Annotated in this window: 21 protein-coding genes; 10 read left to right on the top strand and 11 right to left on the bottom strand. The window is 67.6% G+C overall.

Annotation, left to right across the window (positions count from 1 at the left end; genetic code table 11):
* Nucleotides 1-8: 8 nt before the first annotated feature.
* The gene (locus KO481_RS23695; RefSeq protein WP_215919788.1) at nt 9-533 is read right to left on the bottom strand and encodes an ArsR/SmtB family transcription factor; all 525 of its coding nucleotides are present in this window, start codon (nt 531-533) and stop codon (nt 9-11) included.
* A 286-nt stretch (nt 534-819) separates the two neighbouring features.
* On the opposite strand from KO481_RS23695, the gene KO481_RS23690 reads away from it, so the two are divergent.
* Nucleotides 820-1,140 carry a YbjQ family protein gene (locus KO481_RS23690; protein ID WP_215920368.1) on the top strand — a complete coding sequence of 107 codons (321 nt, stop codon included), beginning with the start codon at nt 820-822 and terminating at the stop codon, nt 1,138-1,140.
* Between the two features lie 117 nt (nt 1,141-1,257).
* Here KO481_RS23690 and KO481_RS23685 read toward each other — a convergent pair whose 3' ends face one another.
* Nucleotides 1,258-1,458 carry a DUF5808 domain-containing protein gene (locus tag KO481_RS23685; protein WP_215919786.1) on the bottom strand — a complete coding sequence of 67 codons (201 nt, stop codon included), beginning with the start codon at nt 1,456-1,458 and terminating at the stop codon, nt 1,258-1,260.
* On the opposite strand from KO481_RS23685, the gene KO481_RS23680 reads away from it, so the two are divergent.
* A complete protein-coding gene (locus tag KO481_RS23680) occupies nt 1,443-1,994 on the top strand; it encodes a helix-turn-helix domain-containing protein (RefSeq protein ID WP_215919784.1) in 552 nt (183 codons plus the stop codon). The genes KO481_RS23685 and KO481_RS23680 overlap by 16 nt on opposite strands.
* Nucleotides 1,995-2,199: 205 nt before the next feature.
* Nucleotides 2,200-3,411 (top strand): site-specific integrase, encoded by a 1,212-nt coding sequence (locus tag KO481_RS23675; protein ID WP_215919782.1) that lies wholly within the window; start codon nt 2,200-2,202, stop codon nt 3,409-3,411.
* A gap of 96 nt (nt 3,412-3,507) precedes the next feature.
* Here KO481_RS23675 and KO481_RS23670 read toward each other — a convergent pair whose 3' ends face one another.
* Nucleotides 3,508-4,227, bottom strand: a complete 720-nt coding sequence (locus tag KO481_RS23670; protein ID WP_215919780.1) for an oxygen-binding di-iron domain-containing protein — start codon at nt 4,225-4,227, stop codon at nt 3,508-3,510.
* Nucleotides 4,228-4,511: 284 nt separating this feature from the next.
* Here KO481_RS23670 and KO481_RS23665 point away from each other — a divergent pair, with 284 nt between their 5' ends.
* Complete coding sequence (locus KO481_RS23665) at nt 4,512-4,679, top strand: hypothetical protein (RefSeq protein ID WP_215919779.1); 168 nt, start codon at nt 4,512-4,514, stop codon at nt 4,677-4,679.
* 24 nt (nt 4,680-4,703) lie between these two features.
* Here the strand turns inward: KO481_RS23665 and mgrA are convergent, their stop codons facing one another.
* From mgrA to KO481_RS23650, 3 genes are all read right to left on the bottom strand, one after another.
* Nucleotides 4,704-5,747 carry an L-glyceraldehyde 3-phosphate reductase gene (gene mgrA, locus KO481_RS23660; protein ID WP_215919778.1) on the bottom strand — a complete coding sequence of 348 codons (1,044 nt, stop codon included), beginning with the start codon at nt 5,745-5,747 and terminating at the stop codon, nt 4,704-4,706.
* A gap of 109 nt (nt 5,748-5,856) precedes the next feature.
* Nucleotides 5,857-6,273, bottom strand: coding sequence for a DMT family transporter (locus KO481_RS23655; protein ID WP_215919777.1), 417 nt, complete (start codon nt 6,271-6,273; stop codon nt 5,857-5,859).
* A gap of 50 nt (nt 6,274-6,323) precedes the next feature.
* Nucleotides 6,324-6,644, bottom strand: a complete 321-nt coding sequence (locus KO481_RS23650) for a DMT family transporter (RefSeq protein ID WP_215919776.1) — start codon at nt 6,642-6,644, stop codon at nt 6,324-6,326.
* A gap of 203 nt (nt 6,645-6,847) precedes the next feature.
* On the opposite strand from KO481_RS23650, the gene KO481_RS23645 reads away from it, so the two are divergent.
* On the top strand, nt 6,848-7,315 hold the full coding sequence (locus KO481_RS23645; RefSeq protein ID WP_245401412.1) for a MarR family winged helix-turn-helix transcriptional regulator: 468 nt from the start codon (nt 6,848-6,850) through the stop codon (nt 7,313-7,315).
* A 113-nt stretch (nt 7,316-7,428) separates the two neighbouring features.
* A complete protein-coding gene (locus tag KO481_RS23640) occupies nt 7,429-7,977 on the top strand; it encodes a hypothetical protein (protein WP_215919775.1) in 549 nt (182 codons plus the stop codon).
* Here KO481_RS23640 and KO481_RS23635 read toward each other — a convergent pair.
* Nucleotides 7,965-8,654: a TetR/AcrR family transcriptional regulator gene (locus tag KO481_RS23635; protein WP_215919774.1), complete on the bottom strand. Its 690-nt coding sequence runs from the start codon at nt 8,652-8,654 to the stop codon at nt 7,965-7,967. The two genes, KO481_RS23640 and KO481_RS23635, sit on opposite strands and share 13 nt — an antisense overlap.
* Before the next feature lie 164 nt (nt 8,655-8,818).
* Entirely contained in the window at nt 8,819-11,095 is a 2,277-nt protein-coding gene (locus KO481_RS23630) for a molybdopterin-dependent oxidoreductase (RefSeq protein WP_215919773.1), read from the bottom strand.
* A 163-nt stretch (nt 11,096-11,258) separates the two neighbouring features.
* Between KO481_RS23630 and KO481_RS23625 the strand changes: the two genes are divergently transcribed.
* Nucleotides 11,259-12,590: a glycoside hydrolase family 1 protein gene (locus KO481_RS23625; protein ID WP_215919772.1), complete on the top strand. Its 1,332-nt coding sequence runs from the start codon at nt 11,259-11,261 to the stop codon at nt 12,588-12,590.
* 96 nt (nt 12,591-12,686) lie between these two features.
* Here the strand turns inward: KO481_RS23625 and KO481_RS23620 are convergent, their stop codons facing one another.
* A complete protein-coding gene (locus KO481_RS23620) occupies nt 12,687-13,109 on the bottom strand; it encodes an organic hydroperoxide resistance protein (protein WP_215919770.1) in 423 nt (140 codons plus the stop codon).
* Between the two features lie 121 nt (nt 13,110-13,230).
* Nucleotides 13,231-14,730 (bottom strand): flavin-containing monooxygenase, encoded by a 1,500-nt coding sequence (locus tag KO481_RS23615; protein WP_215919768.1) that lies wholly within the window; start codon nt 14,728-14,730, stop codon nt 13,231-13,233.
* A 608-nt stretch (nt 14,731-15,338) separates the two neighbouring features.
* On the opposite strand from KO481_RS23615, the gene KO481_RS23610 reads away from it, so the two are divergent.
* Nucleotides 15,339-15,671, top strand: coding sequence for a hypothetical protein (locus KO481_RS23610; protein WP_215919766.1), 333 nt, complete (start codon nt 15,339-15,341; stop codon nt 15,669-15,671).
* A gap of 249 nt (nt 15,672-15,920) precedes the next feature.
* Complete coding sequence (locus KO481_RS23605) at nt 15,921-16,568, top strand: response regulator transcription factor (protein WP_215919764.1); 648 nt, start codon at nt 15,921-15,923, stop codon at nt 16,566-16,568.
* Here KO481_RS23605 and KO481_RS23600 read toward each other — a convergent pair.
* Nucleotides 16,556-17,047: a pyridoxamine 5'-phosphate oxidase family protein gene (locus KO481_RS23600; protein WP_443678000.1), complete on the bottom strand. Its 492-nt coding sequence runs from the start codon at nt 17,045-17,047 to the stop codon at nt 16,556-16,558. The two genes, KO481_RS23605 and KO481_RS23600, sit on opposite strands and share 13 nt — an antisense overlap.
* Nucleotides 17,048-17,253: 206 nt before the next feature.
* On the opposite strand from KO481_RS23600, the gene KO481_RS23595 reads away from it, so the two are divergent.
* Complete coding sequence (locus tag KO481_RS23595) at nt 17,254-19,002, top strand: sensor histidine kinase (protein ID WP_215919762.1); 1,749 nt, start codon at nt 17,254-17,256, stop codon at nt 19,000-19,002.
* Nucleotides 19,003-19,027: the final 25 nt, after the last annotated feature.

The following is a 19,027-nucleotide window of genomic DNA, read 5'->3' as shown; positions in this document are numbered from 1 at the left end:
AAGCCGACTCAGGTCTCGGGAAACCCGAAGAGCCTTACCAGCACGGGTTTTCGCTCGTCTCCGGCGTCGTCGGCAGCGAGGCCGTAGCGCTGGACGAGCTGGATGTATTCCTCGAAGAACTCCCGCAGCTGCGGCAGATCGACGCGAATAGTGGCGCGGGAGAACAGGAATGCATCGGCCCACTCACCGAGGTCGGGCGCCTGCCTTTCGAATACTTCGTAGAGCTCGACGAGTTCGGCGAGATTGTTGCGGCTCATTTCCGCACTCGCCGCGCGCATGTCGGCGGTCTGCGCGCTGTACGGCGGGAACCGGCGGTCGCCGGGGACCGCGCGCCACCAGCGTTCCTTGCCGGTCGCCAGCTCCGGAACCTCCTCGACGAACCCGTATTTGGCGAGTTGCCGCAGGTGATAGCTGGTGAGCCCGGTGCTCTCGCCAAGCACCTGCGCGAGGGTGGTGGCCGTGACCGGCCCGCGGCGCAACTGCTCCTCGATGCGCCGGCGTACCGGATGCGTGAGCAGTCGCAGCACAGTCACGTCGGTAATCGTCTGAGGGATGGACTGATCGGCCACGGCAGTCAGCCTAAATCATGCAAATAGTCTTTGCAAAGCCTCTTTGCATCGGGCTGCTCGCTTCGCGCAACCCCAGGGCGGGCGTGAGTCATACCTGGGCAGCGACCAAAGGATGACCTCGATCGGGACCTGGGGGTGATGCGGGATCGCCGCGGACTGCCGAGGATCGAGGGGTAAAGATCGACTTCAGGAGGGACAGGACATGAGTGTCAACGAGATCGACGCAAGCGCACAGACCGATGCCGACGCGATGCTGCTCAGCACGATGAACGATCTGCCGGGATACGAGGTGGTCGAGGTGCTGGGCGAGGTGTTCGGGCTGACGGTGCGCAGCCGGAACCTCGGCTCGCAACTCGGGGCCGGGATCAAGTCGATGTTCGGCGGCGAGCTCAAGGGCATGACGAAGATGCTGTACGACAGCCGAATCGAGGCTCAACAGCGACTGATCGAGCATGCCCGGGAGCGCGGCGCGCACGCCGTGCTGGCAATGCGCTTCGACGCCAACGACTTCGGCGGCGACGGCCAGGAGATCTGCGCGTACGGCACCGCGGTCAGGATCCGCAAGCTGTAGAGCGGAAGGTCAGCTGATCGACCGCGGCACGATGACGCGCGGCCACGGGCGCTGCCCCCGCGCCCGGCGGCGCGGGGGCAGCATTGCCCCGCCTCTCGCGTGACGGAAGGAGGCCCGTCAGTCGCGGCGGCCCGCGTGCAGCAGGCGATAGAAGTTCACGTCGTAGCCCCAGCCGAACGACTTGGGGGTGAACAGGCGCGGGTCGTTCGGGTTCCACCAGCGGGCACGCAGGCGCGCCCAGGTGGGACGCCGCCAGTCGTACGGGATGCCTGCAACCTTGCCCTGCACGTCCGGAACCTCCGGTGTCGGGTCGGTCATGGCGGTGTGCAGAACTCCTGCTCCACCCGGTCCGGCTGCGGATCGTGCAGGCCTTCCTCGGCGATCGCACCCTGACCACCGCGGAGCTGGGCGCCGAACTCGGCGATGTCTCCCCCGCCAGCCTCTACCGTCATATCGCGCGGCTGGTCGAGGCCGGAGTTCTGCAGGTGGTCGACCAGCGGCGGGTGCGCGGCACCGTCGAACGCACCTACCGGCTGCACCTGGCCGCGACACACATCACCGACGAGCAGCTTGCCGCGATGTCCGCCGAGGACCACCGCCGCGCCTTCCTGGCCTACATCGCCGGCGTCCTGGGCGATTTCGACCGTTACCTCGATCGCGGCGACATCGACCTGCGCCGCGACGGCGTCGGCTACCGCACCGCCGGATTCTGGCTGGACGACAACGAATTCCGCGACATGATCGCCGATGTTTCCCGCGCCTTGGCCCCCTACCTGGCCAAGACCCCCGCCCCCGGCCGACGCCTCCACTACCGGCACACCATCAACCTGCCGGGCAACGACCACCCCATCTAGAGCGGACCTTCGCCACCGGCCGATTCCCCGCACCGTCCACCGTCATTCGCGAGGGCGCCCACCTCGACGCCGACCGGATCTCCCACGCCAGCCTCGACTTCCTCATCTCGCGCCGATACGAGCCGTCACGAATTCCGGTGGCCATTACCGAAACCGGGCCCGGGAGATCCGTTCGACCGGCGCCCGCGCGGTACGGTGGGCGGCGATGAGCACAGCGGGTGAGAGCGGACATGTGGCGGTGCCCGAGCCGGTGCGGTCGCAGCTGCGGCGCGGGGTGCGCAGCGTGCTGGTGGATGCGGTTGCGCTGCAACGGGTTCGCGAGCGTTTCGATGACGAGCAGGCCGCCGCGCTGCGCCGCTATCTCGAGGCCTCGCAGTCGCCGAATACGGTGCGCGCCTATCGATCCGATTGGATCGCCTGGTCGGCATGGTGCGCCGGCGAGGGCCGCGTGGCGCTGCCCGCCGATCCCCTGGACGTCGCGGTGTATCTGGCCGCGGCCGCCGACGCCCGCAAACCCGCGGGCGGCTGGGCCTTCGGCGCGGCCACCCTGGAACGCAAGAGCGCCGCCATCGCCGCCGTGCACGCGGCCAACGGCCTGGCTTCCCCGACCCGTTCGGATGTGGTGCGGCTGACCCTGCGCGGCATCCGCCGCACCCGCCGCACCCAGCCGCATCGCAAGCGCCCGGTGCTGCTGCACACCCTCGGGCAACTCCTGGACGGGCTGCCCGAGTCCGGCTGGCCGACCGAACCGGCCCGCCGCCGCGACGCACTCGTGCTGCTGGTGGGCTTCGCGGGTGCGCTGCGCCGCAGCGAGATCGCGGGCCTGCGCCTGGCCGACATCCGCGTGGACACCGATCACGCCAGCGGCGAGCCGATCCTGCTGATTCAGCTGCCCGCGACCAAGACCGACCCCACCGGCGTCGCCGCACAGCGCGTGGCCCTGCCCCGCGGCCAGCGCCCGCGCACCTGCCCGGTCTGCGCCTGCGCGGACTGGATTCGACTGCGCGAGGCACACATCGAGCACGGGCCCGCCGGCCTGCGCGCGTGGCTCGAGCAGCTGCCCGCCACCGACCCGGCCATCCACCGCTGCCACGGATTCACCGGCACCACCCTGACCGACCCGGAACTGCCGCTGTTCCCGTCGATTTCGCGGCACGGGACGATCGCCGCCACCGCGATGTCCGGTCGCGCGGTCGCCGAACTCGTCAAACGCTATGCGGCCAAGGCGGGCCTGGATCCGGAGCTGTTCTCCGGCCACTCGCTGCGCGCCGGTTTCGCCACCCAGGCCGCGCTCGGCGGCGCCAGCGACCGCGAAATCATGCGCCAGGGGCGCTGGGCCAATCCGCGCACGGTGCACGGCTATATCCGGACCGCGAATCCGTTGGAGGACAACGCTGTCACTCGCCTCGGGCTGTAAGCCCGCACTGCCGGGCGATGTGATGCAACGACGCACGTCTCGCGCATACGGCTGCCCGCTCGGCCTTCACCGCAGGATAACGCCGAGCCGAATCGTTCAGGCGCGTGCGAGCCGATCGTCGTAGACGCTCGCCAGATCATTCAATGCCGTCTCGCAATCCCCGCTGAAGCTGGAACCGTGCATGATCGCCAGGGTCGTCGGCCGCAGCCGCGCCAACCGGCGCAACGCAGCCGATACCGCCGGGCCCAGCGAGGTCGGATGGAACACGTCCTCGGCCATCGTCGCCGGTTCCACCAGGTCGGCGCCGGTCAGCGCCGGGCCGTCACCCAGCTGCGTCATCAGATCCCCGCAGAACAGCACGCCGGTGGCCAGCTCGTACAGCACCCGCGACTCCCAGTTGTGCGGCGCGTGCGGAGTATCCAGGTGCTGAATCTGCCGATCGCCCAGGTCGATCATCTCGCCGTCGGCCAGCCGCCGCGGTAACCGATCGGCCATATCGTCCAGGGACACCGCGCATCCGAGTTCTCCGTGCGCGACCTGGGCCTGCGGTGCGGCGGCGAGGAAGAAATTCATCGAGCCGCACTCGTCGGCCTCGACGTGGCCGAAGGTGATCCAGCGCAGCTGCTCGACCGGCCGAATCCGCGCGATCGCCGCGGACACCAGCGGGAACAGCGCCCGCATACCGGTGTGGAACAGCAGCGGTTCCGCGGCGTCGACGAAGAACTGATTGAAGGTGAACCCGGTCGGCCCGACATCGGGAATGAACGTGGACAGTCGATAGATGCCGTCGGCGATTTCATCGGTCTTGGTCTCCATGACTCGGCACCTCCTGATGCCTCCCCCGAGAACCATGCGGATCCTGGCAGCCTACCGCCGCGCCCACCGCCGGAACAGGTCCCAAGGTCCCCCGGCCCAACACAATTCACCTCGTGCATGAATGCACTCGCAGCACTGCGGCACGTGTGCCGGTCGGAATCGGCTCGCGCGAATGAATCGTCCCGCGCCCACCGTTCGACGACGCGAAGACGACACCATGTACGCCACATAACTTCCTTCCGCGTCCCCGGAATCGTGGGGCGAACGCGGGTACTCTCCCGCACATGGGAACAAAGGCAACCATCGTGCTCTATGTGCTCGCAATGGTGGTCGTCGTGGTCGGGCTCGACGTTCTGTTCTTCCGCCAGCACTTCTGGGCACGCCTGATGGTGAATGTGGGCATCGTCCTGATATTCGGCGCGTTCTACCTCAGATTCCTGAAGGGGTCCTAGCCACTACCCCGGCGCGCTTTTCCGCTAGAGCGTCCCCTGCCGCGCGGAACGCCACAGGTCGACCGCGCCGTCGTCGTCGAGCAGCGCATCGATCTCGTTCAGCTCCTCCGGGCTCAGCGTCGCGTTGCCCAGGGCCGCGACATTCTGGTCGAGCTGGCCGACCGAGGACGCGCCGATCACCAGGGAGGTCACCCGCGGATCGCGCAGCGCCCACACCAGCGCCAGCTGGGCCAGGGTCTGGCCGCGACGCTGCGCGAGGGCGTCGAGTTTGCGCAGGCGATCGATCATGGCGTCGGTCAGCAGGTCGTTCTGGAACGACTTGTGTTGCGTCGCGCGCGATCCCGCCGGGACCCCGTCCAGGTATTTGGATGTCAGCAGGCCCTGGGCCAGTGCGGTGAAGCCGATGATCCCGAATCCCTCGGCCGCGGCGGTGTCGAGCAGGCCCTCGGTCTCCACCCAGCGGTTCAGCATCGAATACGACGGCTGGTGAATCAGTAGCGGGGTGCCCAGCTCGCGCAGGATCGCGGCCATCCGCGCCGAATGCTCGCTGTCGTAGGAGGAGATGCCGACATACAGCGCCTTGCCCCCGCGCACCGCGGTATCCAGCGCCGCGGCGGTCTCCTCGAGTGGAGTCGTGGGGTCGAAGCGGTGCGAGTAGAAGATATCGACGTAATCCAGTCCCAGTCGCGACAGCGACTGATCCAGCGAGGCCAGCACGTATTTGCGGGAGCCACCGCCCTGCCCGTAGGGCCCGGGCCACATGTCCCACCCGGCCTTGGTCGAGACGATCAGCTCGTCGCGATATGCCCGCAGATCCTCCCGCAGCAGCCGCCCCGCATTGATCTCGGCCGCACCGTACGGCGGGCCGTAGTTGTTGGCCAGATCGAAATGCGTGATGCCGAGATCGAATGCGCGCAAGGCGATCTCGCGCTGCACCGCGAACGGGCGATCATCCCCGAAGTTGTGCCAGAAGCCCAGCGACAGCATCGGCAGATCCAGCCCGGACCGGCCGGTGCGGCGGTACTGCATCGAGCCCTCGTAGCGGGTGGGTTCGGCACGGTAGGTCATCGCGATCCTTTCCATTCGGCACGATCATTCAAACACGGGACCGTGCCGGTCGCCGCCGCTACGGCGACGCTGCCGGTGCGACCGCACCGGCAGCGTCGCCGGCCGGGTGTCAGGCACCGTGCGGGTCCGGCAGCGGTGCCTCGGCGTGGGCCGACGACGGGTCGGGCGCCTTACCGGGCCGGTCGGCGAGCTTCAGCCACACCACGCCCGCGACGATGACCGCCAGCCAGAATGCCTTGCCAGGGCTCAGGGTTTCGCGGAACAGGACGGGCCCGAGCAGCGCGGCCCCGACCGCACCGATTCCGGCCCAGACCGCGTAACCGATACCCACGTCGATGTGCCTGAGGGCGACACTGAGGGCGAAGAGGGTGAGCAGGAAGAACACGATCGCGACGAGCGACCAGGACAGCACGGTGAAGCCGTGACTGCCGCCCACGGACAGGGCGTAGCCGATCTCGAATCCTCCGGCCAGGAGTAGAACCAGCCAGGCGCCGAGATTGCTGTCACGAGCGATGCCGGTGGACATCGTTGAGTCCTTTCGATGCGGTGAGGTGGATGCGTGCGGATTCGGTCGCGCTACGCGGCGCCGGTGAGCTGCAGCCCGGCGACTCCCCCGAGAATGATCGCGATGCCGAGCGCCTTGCGCCAGGTGAGGCGCTGATCGAACAGCAGGGCCCCGAGCACGACGATCCCGATCCCCGCCACCGAGGTCCACATCGCGTAGCCGACACCGACGTCGAAGGTGAGCAGCGCCAGGCTCAGAAAGTAGGTACCCACGCCACCACTGACCAGCGTGGCGATCGTCCACCGAAGGTTTCTGAAGCCCTCGGCCTTGCCGGCGGCGATGGCGACCACGATCTCGAAGGTCACCGCAATCGCGAGGTAGAGCCAGTTCACGATCGATCCTTCCGGTTGAGCTGCGGATTCTCCGCCTCAGCAAATAGATACATGTACATACATAGAAATGTAGCGGTTCACTTCGCGTCTGGGCAACCCGTCTCGATGCGAGCCCCCGGGCATCGTTCCGTCCCGAACGCGGGTTTGCCCGAGAAATGGATGTATGCGCATACTGGTTTCGGGGCGAGCAAAGGAACAGCTGCATGAGCGCTACCCGGTCGGTGCCACCATCGTCGACGCATGCCGACGCCCTGTCCCCCGACGGACAGCGCTGGATGGCGTTATCGCTGCTGCACACCGCCGTCCAGGGATGCATCGAGCGAGAACTGCAGCACGCGGTCCGCATCACCTTCTCCGAATTCGTTGCGCTGCGCGCACTCTCGGACAACGAGCTCGGCGAGCTGCGCATCCAGGAGCTCGCCGAGGCCACCGGCCTCAATCAGAGTTCGGTATCGCGCCTGGTCTCACGACTGCAGAACACCGGGTTGACTGAGCGCCGCACCTGCGAGATCGACAGGCGCGGGGTCTACACCGGCATCACCGACAAGGGCCTCGAGACCCTCGAAGCCGCCGCCGAAATCTATGACAGCGCACTGCGTGCCAGCATCGAGGAGTTCTCCACTCCGGAAGCCGCGACCAGCCTGCGCGAGATCATCGCCGCAATACCCTGAACGATCGCGGGCCCGAACGCGACGAGCCAGGGGCACAGCTCAACTCTTGAACAAAGATAAAATCATGGCTAGCTTGTATTTTATCTTAGTTCAAACTTGTTCGAGGAGGTGCTGTGCCTGTCTATGTGGTTCTCGCCGGCGTGCTGCAGTTGCTGTTGGCGGCGATGTTCGTGGTGATGCTTCTCGCCTACCGAACTGCCGGGCCCCGCGCGCAGCGGGCGGTGGATGCGGCGGCAGCACGGCAGGAAGTGGCTCCGGAGGTGCTCGCGGAGCACGGGGTCCGGTTGACCGAGGGGCGGTCGGCATTCTTCGTCGGTTATGCCATCGCGGCCGCCCTGGTGGTGCTGGGCGTTCTCACCCTGAGCGGCAACGAGCTCGGGCGGCTGCTGTCCTGGGTGGCGGAGCCGCTGGTGTTAGTCGGCGTCGGCTACGTCACCACGATTCAGGTGTTCGCCGTGCCGCTGACCGTCTCGGCGTTCGCCGAGCTCGGCGATCCACGAGTCCAGGGTCTCGACATTCGCGCCGCGTTGCAGGCCGCGGCCGAAGCGCTGCCGTCCTGGTACCGACCGGCCATCGTGGCGCGGTGGCTGCTCGCCACCGCGGGTTCGGTGGCGGTGATCGTCCTGCTGGCGCTGCCCGCGAGCGACCGCTACTTCTCCTGACCGGCCTCGAGCCGGCTCTGCAGACCATCGAGCACGGTCTGCAGACCGAACTCGAAACTGGTATCGCTGGAAAGTGTTTCGACGTCGTTCGACTCCGACGCGGCCAGGCGGGCGCGGAGCCGGGGAAACTGCCGGGCGATGTCGGTGACGTAGGTCAGCGTCTCACGTATCCGGGGCGCTTCCTCGGCGCCGTCCCGCCGCAATCGCGCCCGCCAGGCCTGCTCCGCGGCCGAGCCGTGGGCCGCACCGATCACGTACATCAGCACGGTCGCCGAGGCATGATCCGCATCGTCTCCGGAGAAGCCCGCGCCCTCGAAGACGCCGAGGCAGCATTCGTCGAACCGCGCCTTGCCCGGACCGTAGACCAGGTGCGTGCTCATGGCCGGCAACAACCAGAAGTGCCGGCCGATCATCCCGTACACCTCGCGCGCCAATGCCGCAGCGGCCGAACGCCACTCGCCGCGCCCGGGATCGGGAAGCGCGATCTCCTGCCACACCAGGTCGGCGGCCAGCGTGACCAGCTCTTCCTTGTTCTTGACGTGGTAGTACATGGCCGTGGACGCCACGCCCAGCTGAGTACCGAGACGGCGCACGTTCAGTCCGTCGACACCCTCGGCATCGAGCACCTCGACCGCCCCGGTGACGATCTGCTCCCTGGTCAAGGTCTCTCGCGGCACAATCGGTCACTGTACCCAGCCCCAACGTCAAATTCGGGAACGCCGTGTCCGCCGGGTCCTCCCGGCAGCGGGCTACCTGACCGCGGATCAGAACAGGTGTCGCGACTCGTTACGCTGCACGCTCTTTCGGAGAACGAGCGACAGGACACCCAGCCGCGCGCTGATCACGTCGTGACGGGCGGGCGCGTGACGGTGACGTCCGGCGCCGGCTCGCGATACGGCTCGATCTGCACCAGGCTCAGCTGGCCGGTGCATCCCTGGCTCAGTGTCGAGGAGGGGTGGTCGGCGGTCAGGACGTTCGGATTGCCGTGGCGGCAGAAGCTCGGATCGGCCGGGTCGGGGTCGTACCAGGCGCCGGTGGACAGCTGGGCGATGCCGCGGCCCACCGCCTCGGAGATCACCAGGCCAGCCAGGCAACTGCCGCGGGCGCTGCGGATGCGCACGATGTCGCCGTCGCGCAGGCCGCGGGCGGCGGCATCGCTCGGGTGCAAGCGAACCGGCTCGCGGCCGGACACCTTGGCCGATTGGCTGTGCGCGCCGACATCCAGCTGGCTATGCAGCTTGGTGCGCGGCTGATTGGCGATCAGCTGCAGCGGAAAGTGCTGCGCCGCAGGGCTTCCGAGCCACTCGTCGGGTTCGAGCCACACCGGATGCCCGGGACAGTCCGCATAGCCGAAACCATCGATGGTCTCGGAGAAGATCTCGATCCGCCCGCTGGGGGTGCGCAGCGGATGCGCGTCCGGATCGGCGCGGAAATCGGCGAAAACCACCTGTTCGGCCTCGGCCGCGCCCAGATCCAGCCCCGGACCGGCCCAGAACTCGTCGAAATCCGGAATCTCCGGGACCCGCAGGCCCGCGCGCCACTGCTCGTACAGCTCGCGCAGCCACTCGCGCGCGGTGCGACCCTGCGTGAATTCCTTACCGACACCGAGCCTTTCGGCGACCTCGGACAGAATCGTGTAATCATCGCGGGCCTGGCCGTGCGGACCGGTCAGCGCGGGCATCGGGAAGAACATGCGATCGTTGCTGCCCGCGCCGAAATCGTCGCGCTCGATCGTCATCGTCGAGGGCAGCACGATATCGGCGCGGCGCGCGGTGGCCGTCCAGAACGGATCGTGCACCACAATCGTCTCGGGCCGGTCGAACGCCTCGATCAGCCGCGCCAGATCCTGATGGTGGTGGAACGGATTGCCGCCGCACCAATACACCAACCGGATATCCGGATACACCAGGTGCTGGCCGTTGTAGTCGTAACCCGCACCGGGATTGAGCAGCATATCGGCGATGCGGGCGACCGGAATAAATGCCTCAACGGGATTCTTGCCCTGCGGCAGACCCGGGGCCGAGAGGCGCCGTTTAGGCTCCCCCACCATCGCCGAGGACCCGTAGCCGTGCCCGAAGCCACCCCCGGGCAGCCCGATCTGGCCCAGCATCGCCGCGAGCACCACGCCCAGCCACACCGGCTGCTCGCCGTGCCGGGCACGCTGCAGCGACCAGCTCACGGTGACGAAGGTGCGCGCGGCGGCCATCTCCCGGGCCAGGGCCGCGATGCGCTCCGCGGGCACGCCGGTGATCGCCGCGGCCCATCGCGGATCCTTCACCACACCGTCCGGCTCGCCGCGCAGATAGCGGGCGAAGCGCTCGAAGCCCACCGTGTATCGATCGAGAAAATCCCGATCGGCCAAGCCTTCGGCATCCAGCACGTGTGCCAGCGCCAGCATCAGCGCAGCATCGGTGCCCGGACGCGGCGCGACCCACTCCGCATCCGCCTCGCCCGGGGTGTCGTCGCGCAACGGGCTGACCGAGACGAACCGGCACCCGCGCGCCCGCGCCGCGGCCACCCAGCCACGGGCGTGATGGCTCGAGACCCCGCCGGGCGTCACCGCGGAATTCTTGGGCGAGAGCCCGCCGAAGGCGACCACGAACTCGGCATGCCGCGCCAGCACCTCCTTGGACGTGCCGTGCTCGAGCAACCACCACAGATCCCCGAGGATGTGCGGCAGCAGTACCGCCGAGGTTCCCATGCTGTAGCTGTTCACGTGCCGCACATAGCCGCCCAGGCAGTTCAGGAACCGGTGCACCTGGCTCTGCGCGTGATGGAACCGCCCCGCGCTGGCCCACCCGTAGGACCCGCCGTACACTGCCTCGGCCCCATGTTCGGAGTACACCCGCCGCAGTTCCCCCGCCAGCAGCTCGCTCGCCCGCTCCCACGAGACCGGCACATAGGGATCCGTCCCCCGGCCCGGAGCTCCCGGCCCCTGCTCGAGCCAGCCCCGGCGCACGTACGGCTGCGAGATCCGAGTCGAATGATGTTGCGCCGAAGCCACATTCTCGATCAGCGGCGTGGGCTCCGGATCTCCCGCCCAGGGCCGCACCTCCGTGAGCCGGTGGCCATCGCTGACGGCCTCGAACGCTCCCCAGTGCGTCAGATGCGTGATCATGACACCACCGTAGCGAGGAACGCCGCCTCCGCCGTGGCGATACTGGACAAGCGCCCACTTCGAGCACAGAATGGCACCACACCGAGCGATCACTCGGTTAGCCGCCGACGTGACAGCTAGCGTCTCAGCACGACCACCCGCACACCCCACGCAGAGGAGTTCGATGCGCCCGCTCACCCGACGCCACGCCCTGGCTGCCCTCGCCGCCGGAACCGCGGCCGCCCTCGCAGGCCCGGCCGCCACCGCCGCCGCCCGGCCCGCACCCCCCGCGACCGTGCCGCCGCTGGGCAACGACTTCCTCTGGGGCGTGGCCAGCGCCGGATTCCAATGCGAGGGCCACGCCCCCGACAGCAACTGGACCCGCTACGTCGCCAAGAACGCCAGTTACGATCGCTACCACAACGCGGTCGACTTCTACACCCGCTACGCCTCGGACATCGGCCTCGCCCGGCAGCTCGGCGTCGGCGTCTACCGCATCAGCATCGAATGGGCACGAATCCAGCCCCGCCCCGGCACCTGGGACGAGAACGGCTTCGCCTTCTACGACCGCGTCCTGGACAGCATGGCCGCCCATGGCCTGCGCCCCATGCTCACCCTCGACCACTGGGTCTACCCCGGCTGGGCCGCCGACCGCGGCGGCTGGGGCAACCCCGGAATGGTCGAGCTCTGGCTCACCAACGCCCGAAAAGTGGTGGACCGCTACGCATCCCGCAATCCGCTCTGGATCACCTTCAACGAGCCCGCCTTCTACATCGTCAACGAAACCCAGAACGGAGAGCTGTCCCCGCTGCAGATCCCCGCGATGCAGCAGCGACTGTCCCAGGCGCACAACAGCATCTATGACTACATTCACCAGCGCCAGCACGGAGCGCAGGTCACCAGCAATATCGCCTATGTCGCCGGAACCACCGAACCGGTCGTCAACGGGCCCATGCTCGATGCGATCGCAGCCAAACTCGACTACGTCGGCATCGATTACTACTACGGCTACAGCCCGCAATCGCTCCTGAGCGGCAACGTCGACTTCAACGCCCTCTGGAAAATGCCGCTCCAGCCCGAGGGCATCTATTACGCACTCGAGTACTACGCCCGCCGCTTCCCCGGCAAACCGCTCTACATCGTCGAGAACGGCATTCCCACCCAGAACGGACAGCCCCGCGCCGACGGCTACACCCGCGGCAACGACCTGCGCGACACCATCTACTGGATCCAGCGCGCCAAGGCCGACGGCATGCCCGTCATCGGCTACAACTACTGGAGCATCACCGACAACTACGAATGGGGCAGCTACACACCGCGATTCGGCCTCTACACCGTGGACGTGCTCACCGATCCCACGCTCACTCGCCGCCCTACCGACGCGGTCGCCGCCTACGCCGAAATCACCCGCGCCGCAGGCGTACCCGCCCGATACCGGCCGACCCGCAGGCCGGTCGCCTGCTCGCTGGTCGATGCGCCGGACAGCTGTGCAGACCCCGTCACGATCCCCGGCTGAGTCCCCGAACCGTTTCGGCCGGGAACGCGATTGCGCCCCCGGCCGGAACAACACCGGATTCCCGCATGCCCGGGACCCGACGTCGGACAACGCGACTCAGTCCTCGGCGATCAGCACGTCCACCTCGATGTTGCCCCGCGTGGCATTGGAGTACGGGCACATCTGATGCGCCTTGTCGGCGACCTCACGGGCCTGCTCGCGCGACAGATTCGGCAGCGACACCTCGAGGGTCACCCGCAGCTGGAACCCACCCGACTCGTTCGGCCCGATACCCACCTTCGCGCCGACCGCCGAATCGCCGGTATCGAAATTCCCCTTGCCGCCCACGGCCTTGACCGCCTGGTGGAAGCACGCCGCGTACCCCGCCGCGAACAGCTGCTCCGGATTCGCGCCCTCGCCGCTGCCGCCCATCTCCTTGGGCCGGGCCAGATCCAGATCCAGCGTGCCGTCGGCGGTCCTGGCGTGGCCGTTGCGCCCGTCACCGGTGGCCAGCGCCTCCGCGGTGTACACCACGTTCATTCAGATTCTCCTTAGAGCACGGGTCGATACGACCGATACCCTAGTGAGCAATATTATTGGGCACAACATATATCTTGCGCCGCAGCAGATGTCCAGCCGAGATCCGACCGGCCACCGCCGATCAGGCCGATTGCGATTCCGGAGCCTGACGCACATCCGCTCCACGCCGCCCGAATTCGAGAACCCCGTCCTCGATCGCGCCCTTGCGCAACAACTTCCGATCCCGGAAGTAGTTGTTCACCACACGCCACGGCCCACGCGTCCCCTGCCGCGGCATCACCGCATCCCCGCGCTGAATATAACCCGATGTCAGGGCCCCGCCCATCACCGACTGCTCGGACCTGTCCCCCTCCTGCGGCACTGCGACGACGGTCGAATATCCCCGCGACTTCATGTGTTCGAGCAGGCGGCAGAAGTATTCCGCGGCCAAGTCCGCCTTCAGGGTCCACGACGCGTTCGTGTAGCCCAGCACGATCATCGCATTGGGCACCCCACCCAGCAGCGTCCCCTTGTACGACACCAGATCCCGCGTCGCGAGCGGCTCACCATCTACGACCAGCTCCGCACCGCCGAGCATCTGCACCGTCAAACCCGTTGCGCTGATGACGATATCGGCATCGAGGTCTCGGCCCGACTCGAGCCGGATACCCGATTCGGTGAACGTCTCGATCCGGTCGGTCTCGATCGAGGCGCGCCCCGAGCGCAGCACCCGGAACAGATCGCCGCCCGGCACCACGCACAACCGCTGATCCCACGGGTTGTAGCGGGGGCTGAAGTGCCGCATGTCGATTCCCGAGCCCACCTGCGCGCGCACCGCGGCCAGCAGCAGCCGGCGCGCGAGCCCCGGATTCGTCCGGGAAAGCTGAAAACTCGCCCGCTGCAGCGCGATATTGCGCGCGCGCCCGGTCCGGTACGCAATGGCGGTGGGAACCTTCGCCGCCTGCAATCCGACGGCGACCGGATCATCGGCCGGTAGCGCGGTGATGTAGGTGGGCGAACGCTGCAGCATCGTGATGTGTGCGGTCTCGTCGCACATCGCAGGGATCAGCGTGATCGCCGTGGCCCCGCTGCCGATCACCACCACGCGCTTGCCGCGGTAGTCCAGATCCTCCGGCCAGTGCTGCGGATGGACGATCGGCCCCCGGAAGATCTCCTCACCCGGAAAATGCGGGCGATAACCGTTGTCGTAGTCGTAGTAACCGGTGCAGCCGGCCAGGAAATTGCTCGTGTACTCCTCGGTTTCGCCGCTGCGCTCGTCGACCGCGGTGACGGTCCAGATCTGCTCTCGGCTCGACCAGCTCGCCCGCACGACCCGCCGGCCGAAGCGGATATGGTCCGTCACACCGTATTCCGCCGCCGTATCGGCGACGTACTGCCGGATGTGCGGCCCGTCGGCGAGCACCTTGGTGCCGGTCCACGGGCGAAACCCGTACCCGAAGGTGTACATGTCCGAATCCGACCGAATACCGGGATACCGGAACAGATCCCAGGTACCGCCGACGGCTTCCCGGCGCTCCAGGATCGTGTAGGTGCGGCCGGACGTCTCCCGGGTCAGATGGCAGGCCATGCCGATTCCCGACAGACCCGCGCCGATGATCAGTACGTCGACATGCCGCGCCATTGAGGTATCCGTTCCGTGGAAGACCTGCCCGGACGACCTTGACCGGGCACACCCGAAGATTACATGTTATCTGCGGTTACGTCTAGTTCCCCGACGGCCACCCCCTTCCCTGTCGGTGCAGGGTTTTGCGTTGTCGATTGAAGGAGTTGAGTTTCATGCATAAATGCGCATAGGGCGGTACCACAGTTTGTTATCTTCCTATTCGACAGTCTCCACAATCGGACGGCGACCTGCGGCCTTCCAGCCTCGGGCCGCGATTACGGCAAGCCCCCCGTCCTCGCCCGAGTCGGGTCACCTCGCCCCTACCCCACCGCGCTCGTCGTCGAGCTCTCCAGGTCTGACCTGCACTGGAGGTGCTGGGCGCTCCCCCGGCCGACGAAACACGATCGATCCAAATCGCATATTCCAATGCGCATATTCCTGTATAGATATGGGCATTGGATCTATCGCAACCGCCTGCGAAGCACCGAGATGCGGGCCGAGACTCGGCCCGTGACCGTCGACGACGCCCCGGTCGCAACGATCCGCCAACGGATTCTGATCTTTGGATGGAAACCGTTCGTGGGCACATCTTTTCGAAGTAACCTTGAGGCACGAGGTGATGAGGGATGGACATCGTTATCTTCGCCGGGTGTGCGATGGCCGTGTTGGTCTCCTGGTGCATGATCGCGTTGCGCATCACCGGGCGGATTCACCGCATCCACCTGCACAAACCCCCCGCCCGGCCCACACCGCCGACACCGCGCGGTCCGGCCCCGGAGGTGGACGCCCAGCTCACCATCGAGTGGGCCTCCCCCACCCAGGTCTGGCCCGCGCTGACCGCCGAGAACACGTTGCTGGCGGCGCGGCTGTCCGGACGGATCACCCCGGGCGAATATCGCGCCAAGATGCTCGAGCTCGCCCGCCACTGCGAACCCCATCCCACTGCTGGCAGCGAATAGCGCTGGGCGACATCACAAGTCGGATATCCGCAACTTCGGCGCCGGGACTTTGGCCCCACAATGGACGGACACAGGACCCTGCCGGGTGCGCCACCCCGGCGGCCGAGGCTCCTGTGAACCGGACACTCCACACCCCCGTGCCACCACGACCCGTGACCGCCGACCGACCAAGATCAGTAAGTGGGGTGTGCGGGCGCTGTGGACGGACTATGGTTGCGGTAACTACCGCACGGAGATTGGACACCACCGATGATCAAGGTGTTCCTCGTCGACGACCACGAGATCGTGCGTCGCGGCCTGGTAGACCTGCTCGAGGAGGATCCGGAGCTGACCGTCGTCGGAGAGGCCGGCGACGTGGCCACCGCCATGGCGCGCGTACCCGCGCTGCGACCGGACGTCGCCGTCCTGGACGTGCGCCTGCCCGACGGCAACGGCATCGAACTGTGCCGCGAGCTGCTGTCCAAGCTCGAGGGCCTGCGCTGCCTGATCCTCACCTCCTTCACCGACGAACAGGCCATGATGGACGCCATCCTCGCCGGCGCCAGCGGCTACGTCGTCAAGGACATCAAGGGAATGGAACTCGCGCGCGCGGTCAAGGAGGTCGGCTCGGGCCGCTCGCTGCTGGACAATCGCGCCGCCGCGGCGCTGATGGCACGGCTGCGTAGCAGCACCGAGACCGACGGCCCCCTGGCCTCGCTCACCGACCAGGAGCGCAAGCTGCTGGACCTGCTCGGCGAGGGCCTGACCAACCGTCAGATCGCCGAGCGGATGTTCCTGGCGGAGAAGACCGTCAAGAACTATGTCTCGCGCCTGCTCACCAAACTGGGCCTGGAGCGCCGCACTCAGGCGGCGGTCTACGCGTCCAAACTTCATGGTGGGCAACGTCATTTGTCCTGACCGCACGGCCCGAGCAGCCGGATGCCGTTGACCATGGTCGGCTCGATCGCGATCACCGAATCCATATTCCGGTCCATCCACGGCCGCAGGATCTTTTCGTACCGGGCGACCCGGGCCGGGTCGGTGATCGGATGCGCCAGGCCCGTCACCACGACGGCCCAGCCGGTGTGCGTCGCGGGGTCGATCTGGTCGGCCTCGTAGGCGACCACCACGGTGGTCTCCGGCCGCACCGTGCCGGTGAGCCGGGAGGTGATACGGGTGCGCACGATGATCTGGCCCTCCTCGACCAGATGGAACACCGGCCGGATGGCGGGGAGCGCGTCGCGGGTGAACACCACCCGCCCGTAGGGCGTGTCGGCGATCAACTGCATCGACTCGGCGCGATCGAGGTCGATCACGACGCTGCCCTCCGGGCCGCCGCGATAACCGGCAAGCGATTCCGCGATCTCGCCGGTGGAGTTCCACTCGATCCACACCACGTCGCGACCGCCTCCAATCTGTCGGGCGCCGATACGCCCGGAACCCCTTGATCCCTATCCGATCATCGGCGGGGCCGGCGCCGACAGAGAACAAGGTCCCCTTCAGCTCGGACGCCGGACATCTGTGCAATGAAGATCGAAAATGACACGCCGGGCGTATGATTCGACGCGCCAGCGTGGTCCCGCCGATCGTCAGGATTGCCCAGATGGCCGAACTGCCCGAGCCGGCAGAACAGCCCCCCGAAGTCGCACCGTCCGAGGTGACGACGCGACCCGGGCAACCCTCCAGCATCGGCTCGTACTCGGTCCGCCAGACGCTGTCCCAGCTGCGGTTGCGCGAACTGCTCGCCGAGGTCCGCGATCGCGTCGACCAGGTCATCGACATGCGCGACCGGATCGACGCGCTCGTCGAGGCCATGCTCGCGATCAATTCGATCCTGGATCTGGACGACACGCTCCGCACCGTCGTACGGGCATCCACCGCCCTGGTCGATGCCGAATACGGCGCGCTCGCGGTCTACGGCCATGACCGGCGATTGCACCGGTTCATCTGCCAGGACAGCGATGGGGTCGCCCGGGAGCACAACGGCACGCCCCCCGAACGACTCGGCGCGCTAGGGGTTTTCCCGGATCCGGTGCGGCGCGTCGGCCCCGACGAACGCCCCGCCCGATTCGCGCCGAGCCGATCGTTTCTCACCGTGCCGGTACGCATTCGCGACGAGACCTTCGGAATCCTCTATCTGGCGGACAGATCCGATCAGCTCCCGTTCGGCGAGGACGACAAGGTGATCGCCGAGGCGCTGGCCGCGGCGGCGGGCATCGCGATCGACAACGCCCGCCTGTTCGAGTCCGCGCGCACCCGCCAGGCGTGGATCGCCGCCACCCGCGACATCACCACCGAGTTGCTGGCCGGCACGCCCAGCGGTGAAGTGCTGGCGCATCTCACCGACACCGCCCGCACCCTCACCCATTCCCTGCGCGCATTTCTCGCGGTGGCACCGGATCCGGACAGCGCCCTCGAGGACATCACCGAACTGGTGGTTTCCGAGTGGTCCGGGCCCGGCCCCGGATTGCGGCCGGACAGTCCGCTGAGCACCGAGGGGACGACCATCGGCGCGGCCTTTCTCGGGCGCACCGCCGCGGCCCTGGACGCCGCCCCCGCCGATCTGGCCGACCTGCTGCCCGATGCCGGTCCCGCGCTGATCGTCCCGCTCCTCACCTCCGGTTCCACCCTCGGCGTGCTGGCGGTGCTGCGCGAGGCCGGTGCGGCGCCTTACACCGCCGAAATCGTGGAGCTGGCAACGACATTCACCGATCAGGTGGCGCTGGCGATGCGGCTGGCCCAGGCGCAGCAGCGCATGCGCGTGGTCGACATCCTCACCGACCGCGACCGCATCGCCCACGATCTGCACGACCATGTGATCCAGCAATTGTTCGCTATCGGCCTCAGCCTGCAGGCGACCATTCCGCGCACCCAGTCGACCGAGGTGCGGGACCTGCTCACCGGCATTGCCAACGGTCTGCAGGACGTGGTGCAGGAGATCCGCACTTCCATCTTCGAACTGCACGGCGGCGACCAGCAAAGCACCCAGCTGCGCGAACGCCTCGAGATGACGATTCGGCGCGAGGGCGCCTACGGCGAACTCCGGACCGCGCTGCGGGTCAACGGGCCGCTGTCGGTGGTCGGCGGCGAGCTGGCCGAGCATGTGGAAGCCGTTGTGCGCGAGGCGGTCCGCAATGCCGCACGGCAGTCCGGGGCGACGGGGATCGACGTCGAGATCGGCGTGGCGGACGATCTGACGGTGATCGTCACCGACGACGGCGGCGGGCCCGAGCCGGGCGGGCTGGACGGTCTGCGCCGCCGGGCCGAGCAATCGGGTGGGCGATTCGAGGTGCGGGCAAGCACCGCACCATCGGCCGGCACCCGCGTGTACTGGTCCGTGCCGCTGCGCTGATACCGCGGACCCCGCAGGCGATTTC

The sequence above is a fragment of the Nocardia albiluteola genome (assembly GCF_018860155.1).
Lineage (GTDB): Bacteria > Actinomycetota > Actinomycetes > Mycobacteriales > Mycobacteriaceae > Nocardia > Nocardia albiluteola.
This window is presented reverse-complemented; position numbering and strand designations above follow the sequence as displayed.

Excerpts from the sequence above, each read along its gene's own strand:
- KO481_RS23690 (WP_215920368.1), top strand. The coding sequence starts at position 820 with ATGCTGCTCAGCACGATGAACGATCTGCCGGGATACGAGGTGGTCGAG.
- KO481_RS23685 (WP_215919786.1), bottom strand. The coding sequence starts at position 1,458 with ATGACCGACCCGACACCGGAGGTTCCGGACGTGCAGGGCAAGGTTGCA.
- KO481_RS23675 (WP_215919782.1), top strand. The coding sequence starts at position 2,200 with ATGAGCACAGCGGGTGAGAGCGGACATGTGGCGGTGCCCGAGCCGGTG.
- KO481_RS23670 (WP_215919780.1), bottom strand. The coding sequence starts at position 4,227 with ATGGAGACCAAGACCGATGAAATCGCCGACGGCATCTATCGACTGTCC.
- KO481_RS23665 (WP_215919779.1), top strand. The coding sequence starts at position 4,512 with ATGGGAACAAAGGCAACCATCGTGCTCTATGTGCTCGCAATGGTGGTC.
- mgrA (WP_215919778.1), bottom strand. The coding sequence starts at position 5,747 with ATGACCTACCGTGCCGAACCCACCCGCTACGAGGGCTCGATGCAGTAC.
- KO481_RS23655 (WP_215919777.1), bottom strand. The coding sequence starts at position 6,273 with ATGTCCACCGGCATCGCTCGTGACAGCAATCTCGGCGCCTGGCTGGTT.
- KO481_RS23645 (WP_245401412.1), top strand. The coding sequence starts at position 6,848 with ATGAGCGCTACCCGGTCGGTGCCACCATCGTCGACGCATGCCGACGCC.
- KO481_RS23630 (WP_215919773.1), bottom strand. The coding sequence starts at position 11,095 with ATGATCACGCATCTGACGCACTGGGGAGCGTTCGAGGCCGTCAGCGAT.
- KO481_RS23625 (WP_215919772.1), top strand. The coding sequence starts at position 11,259 with ATGCGCCCGCTCACCCGACGCCACGCCCTGGCTGCCCTCGCCGCCGGA.
- KO481_RS23620 (WP_215919770.1), bottom strand. The coding sequence starts at position 13,109 with ATGAACGTGGTGTACACCGCGGAGGCGCTGGCCACCGGTGACGGGCGC.
- KO481_RS23615 (WP_215919768.1), bottom strand. The coding sequence starts at position 14,730 with ATGGCGCGGCATGTCGACGTACTGATCATCGGCGCGGGTCTGTCGGGA.
- KO481_RS23610 (WP_215919766.1), top strand. The coding sequence starts at position 15,339 with ATGGACATCGTTATCTTCGCCGGGTGTGCGATGGCCGTGTTGGTCTCC.
- KO481_RS23605 (WP_215919764.1), top strand. The coding sequence starts at position 15,921 with ATGATCAAGGTGTTCCTCGTCGACGACCACGAGATCGTGCGTCGCGGC.
- KO481_RS23595 (WP_215919762.1), top strand. The coding sequence starts at position 17,254 with ATGGCCGAACTGCCCGAGCCGGCAGAACAGCCCCCCGAAGTCGCACCG.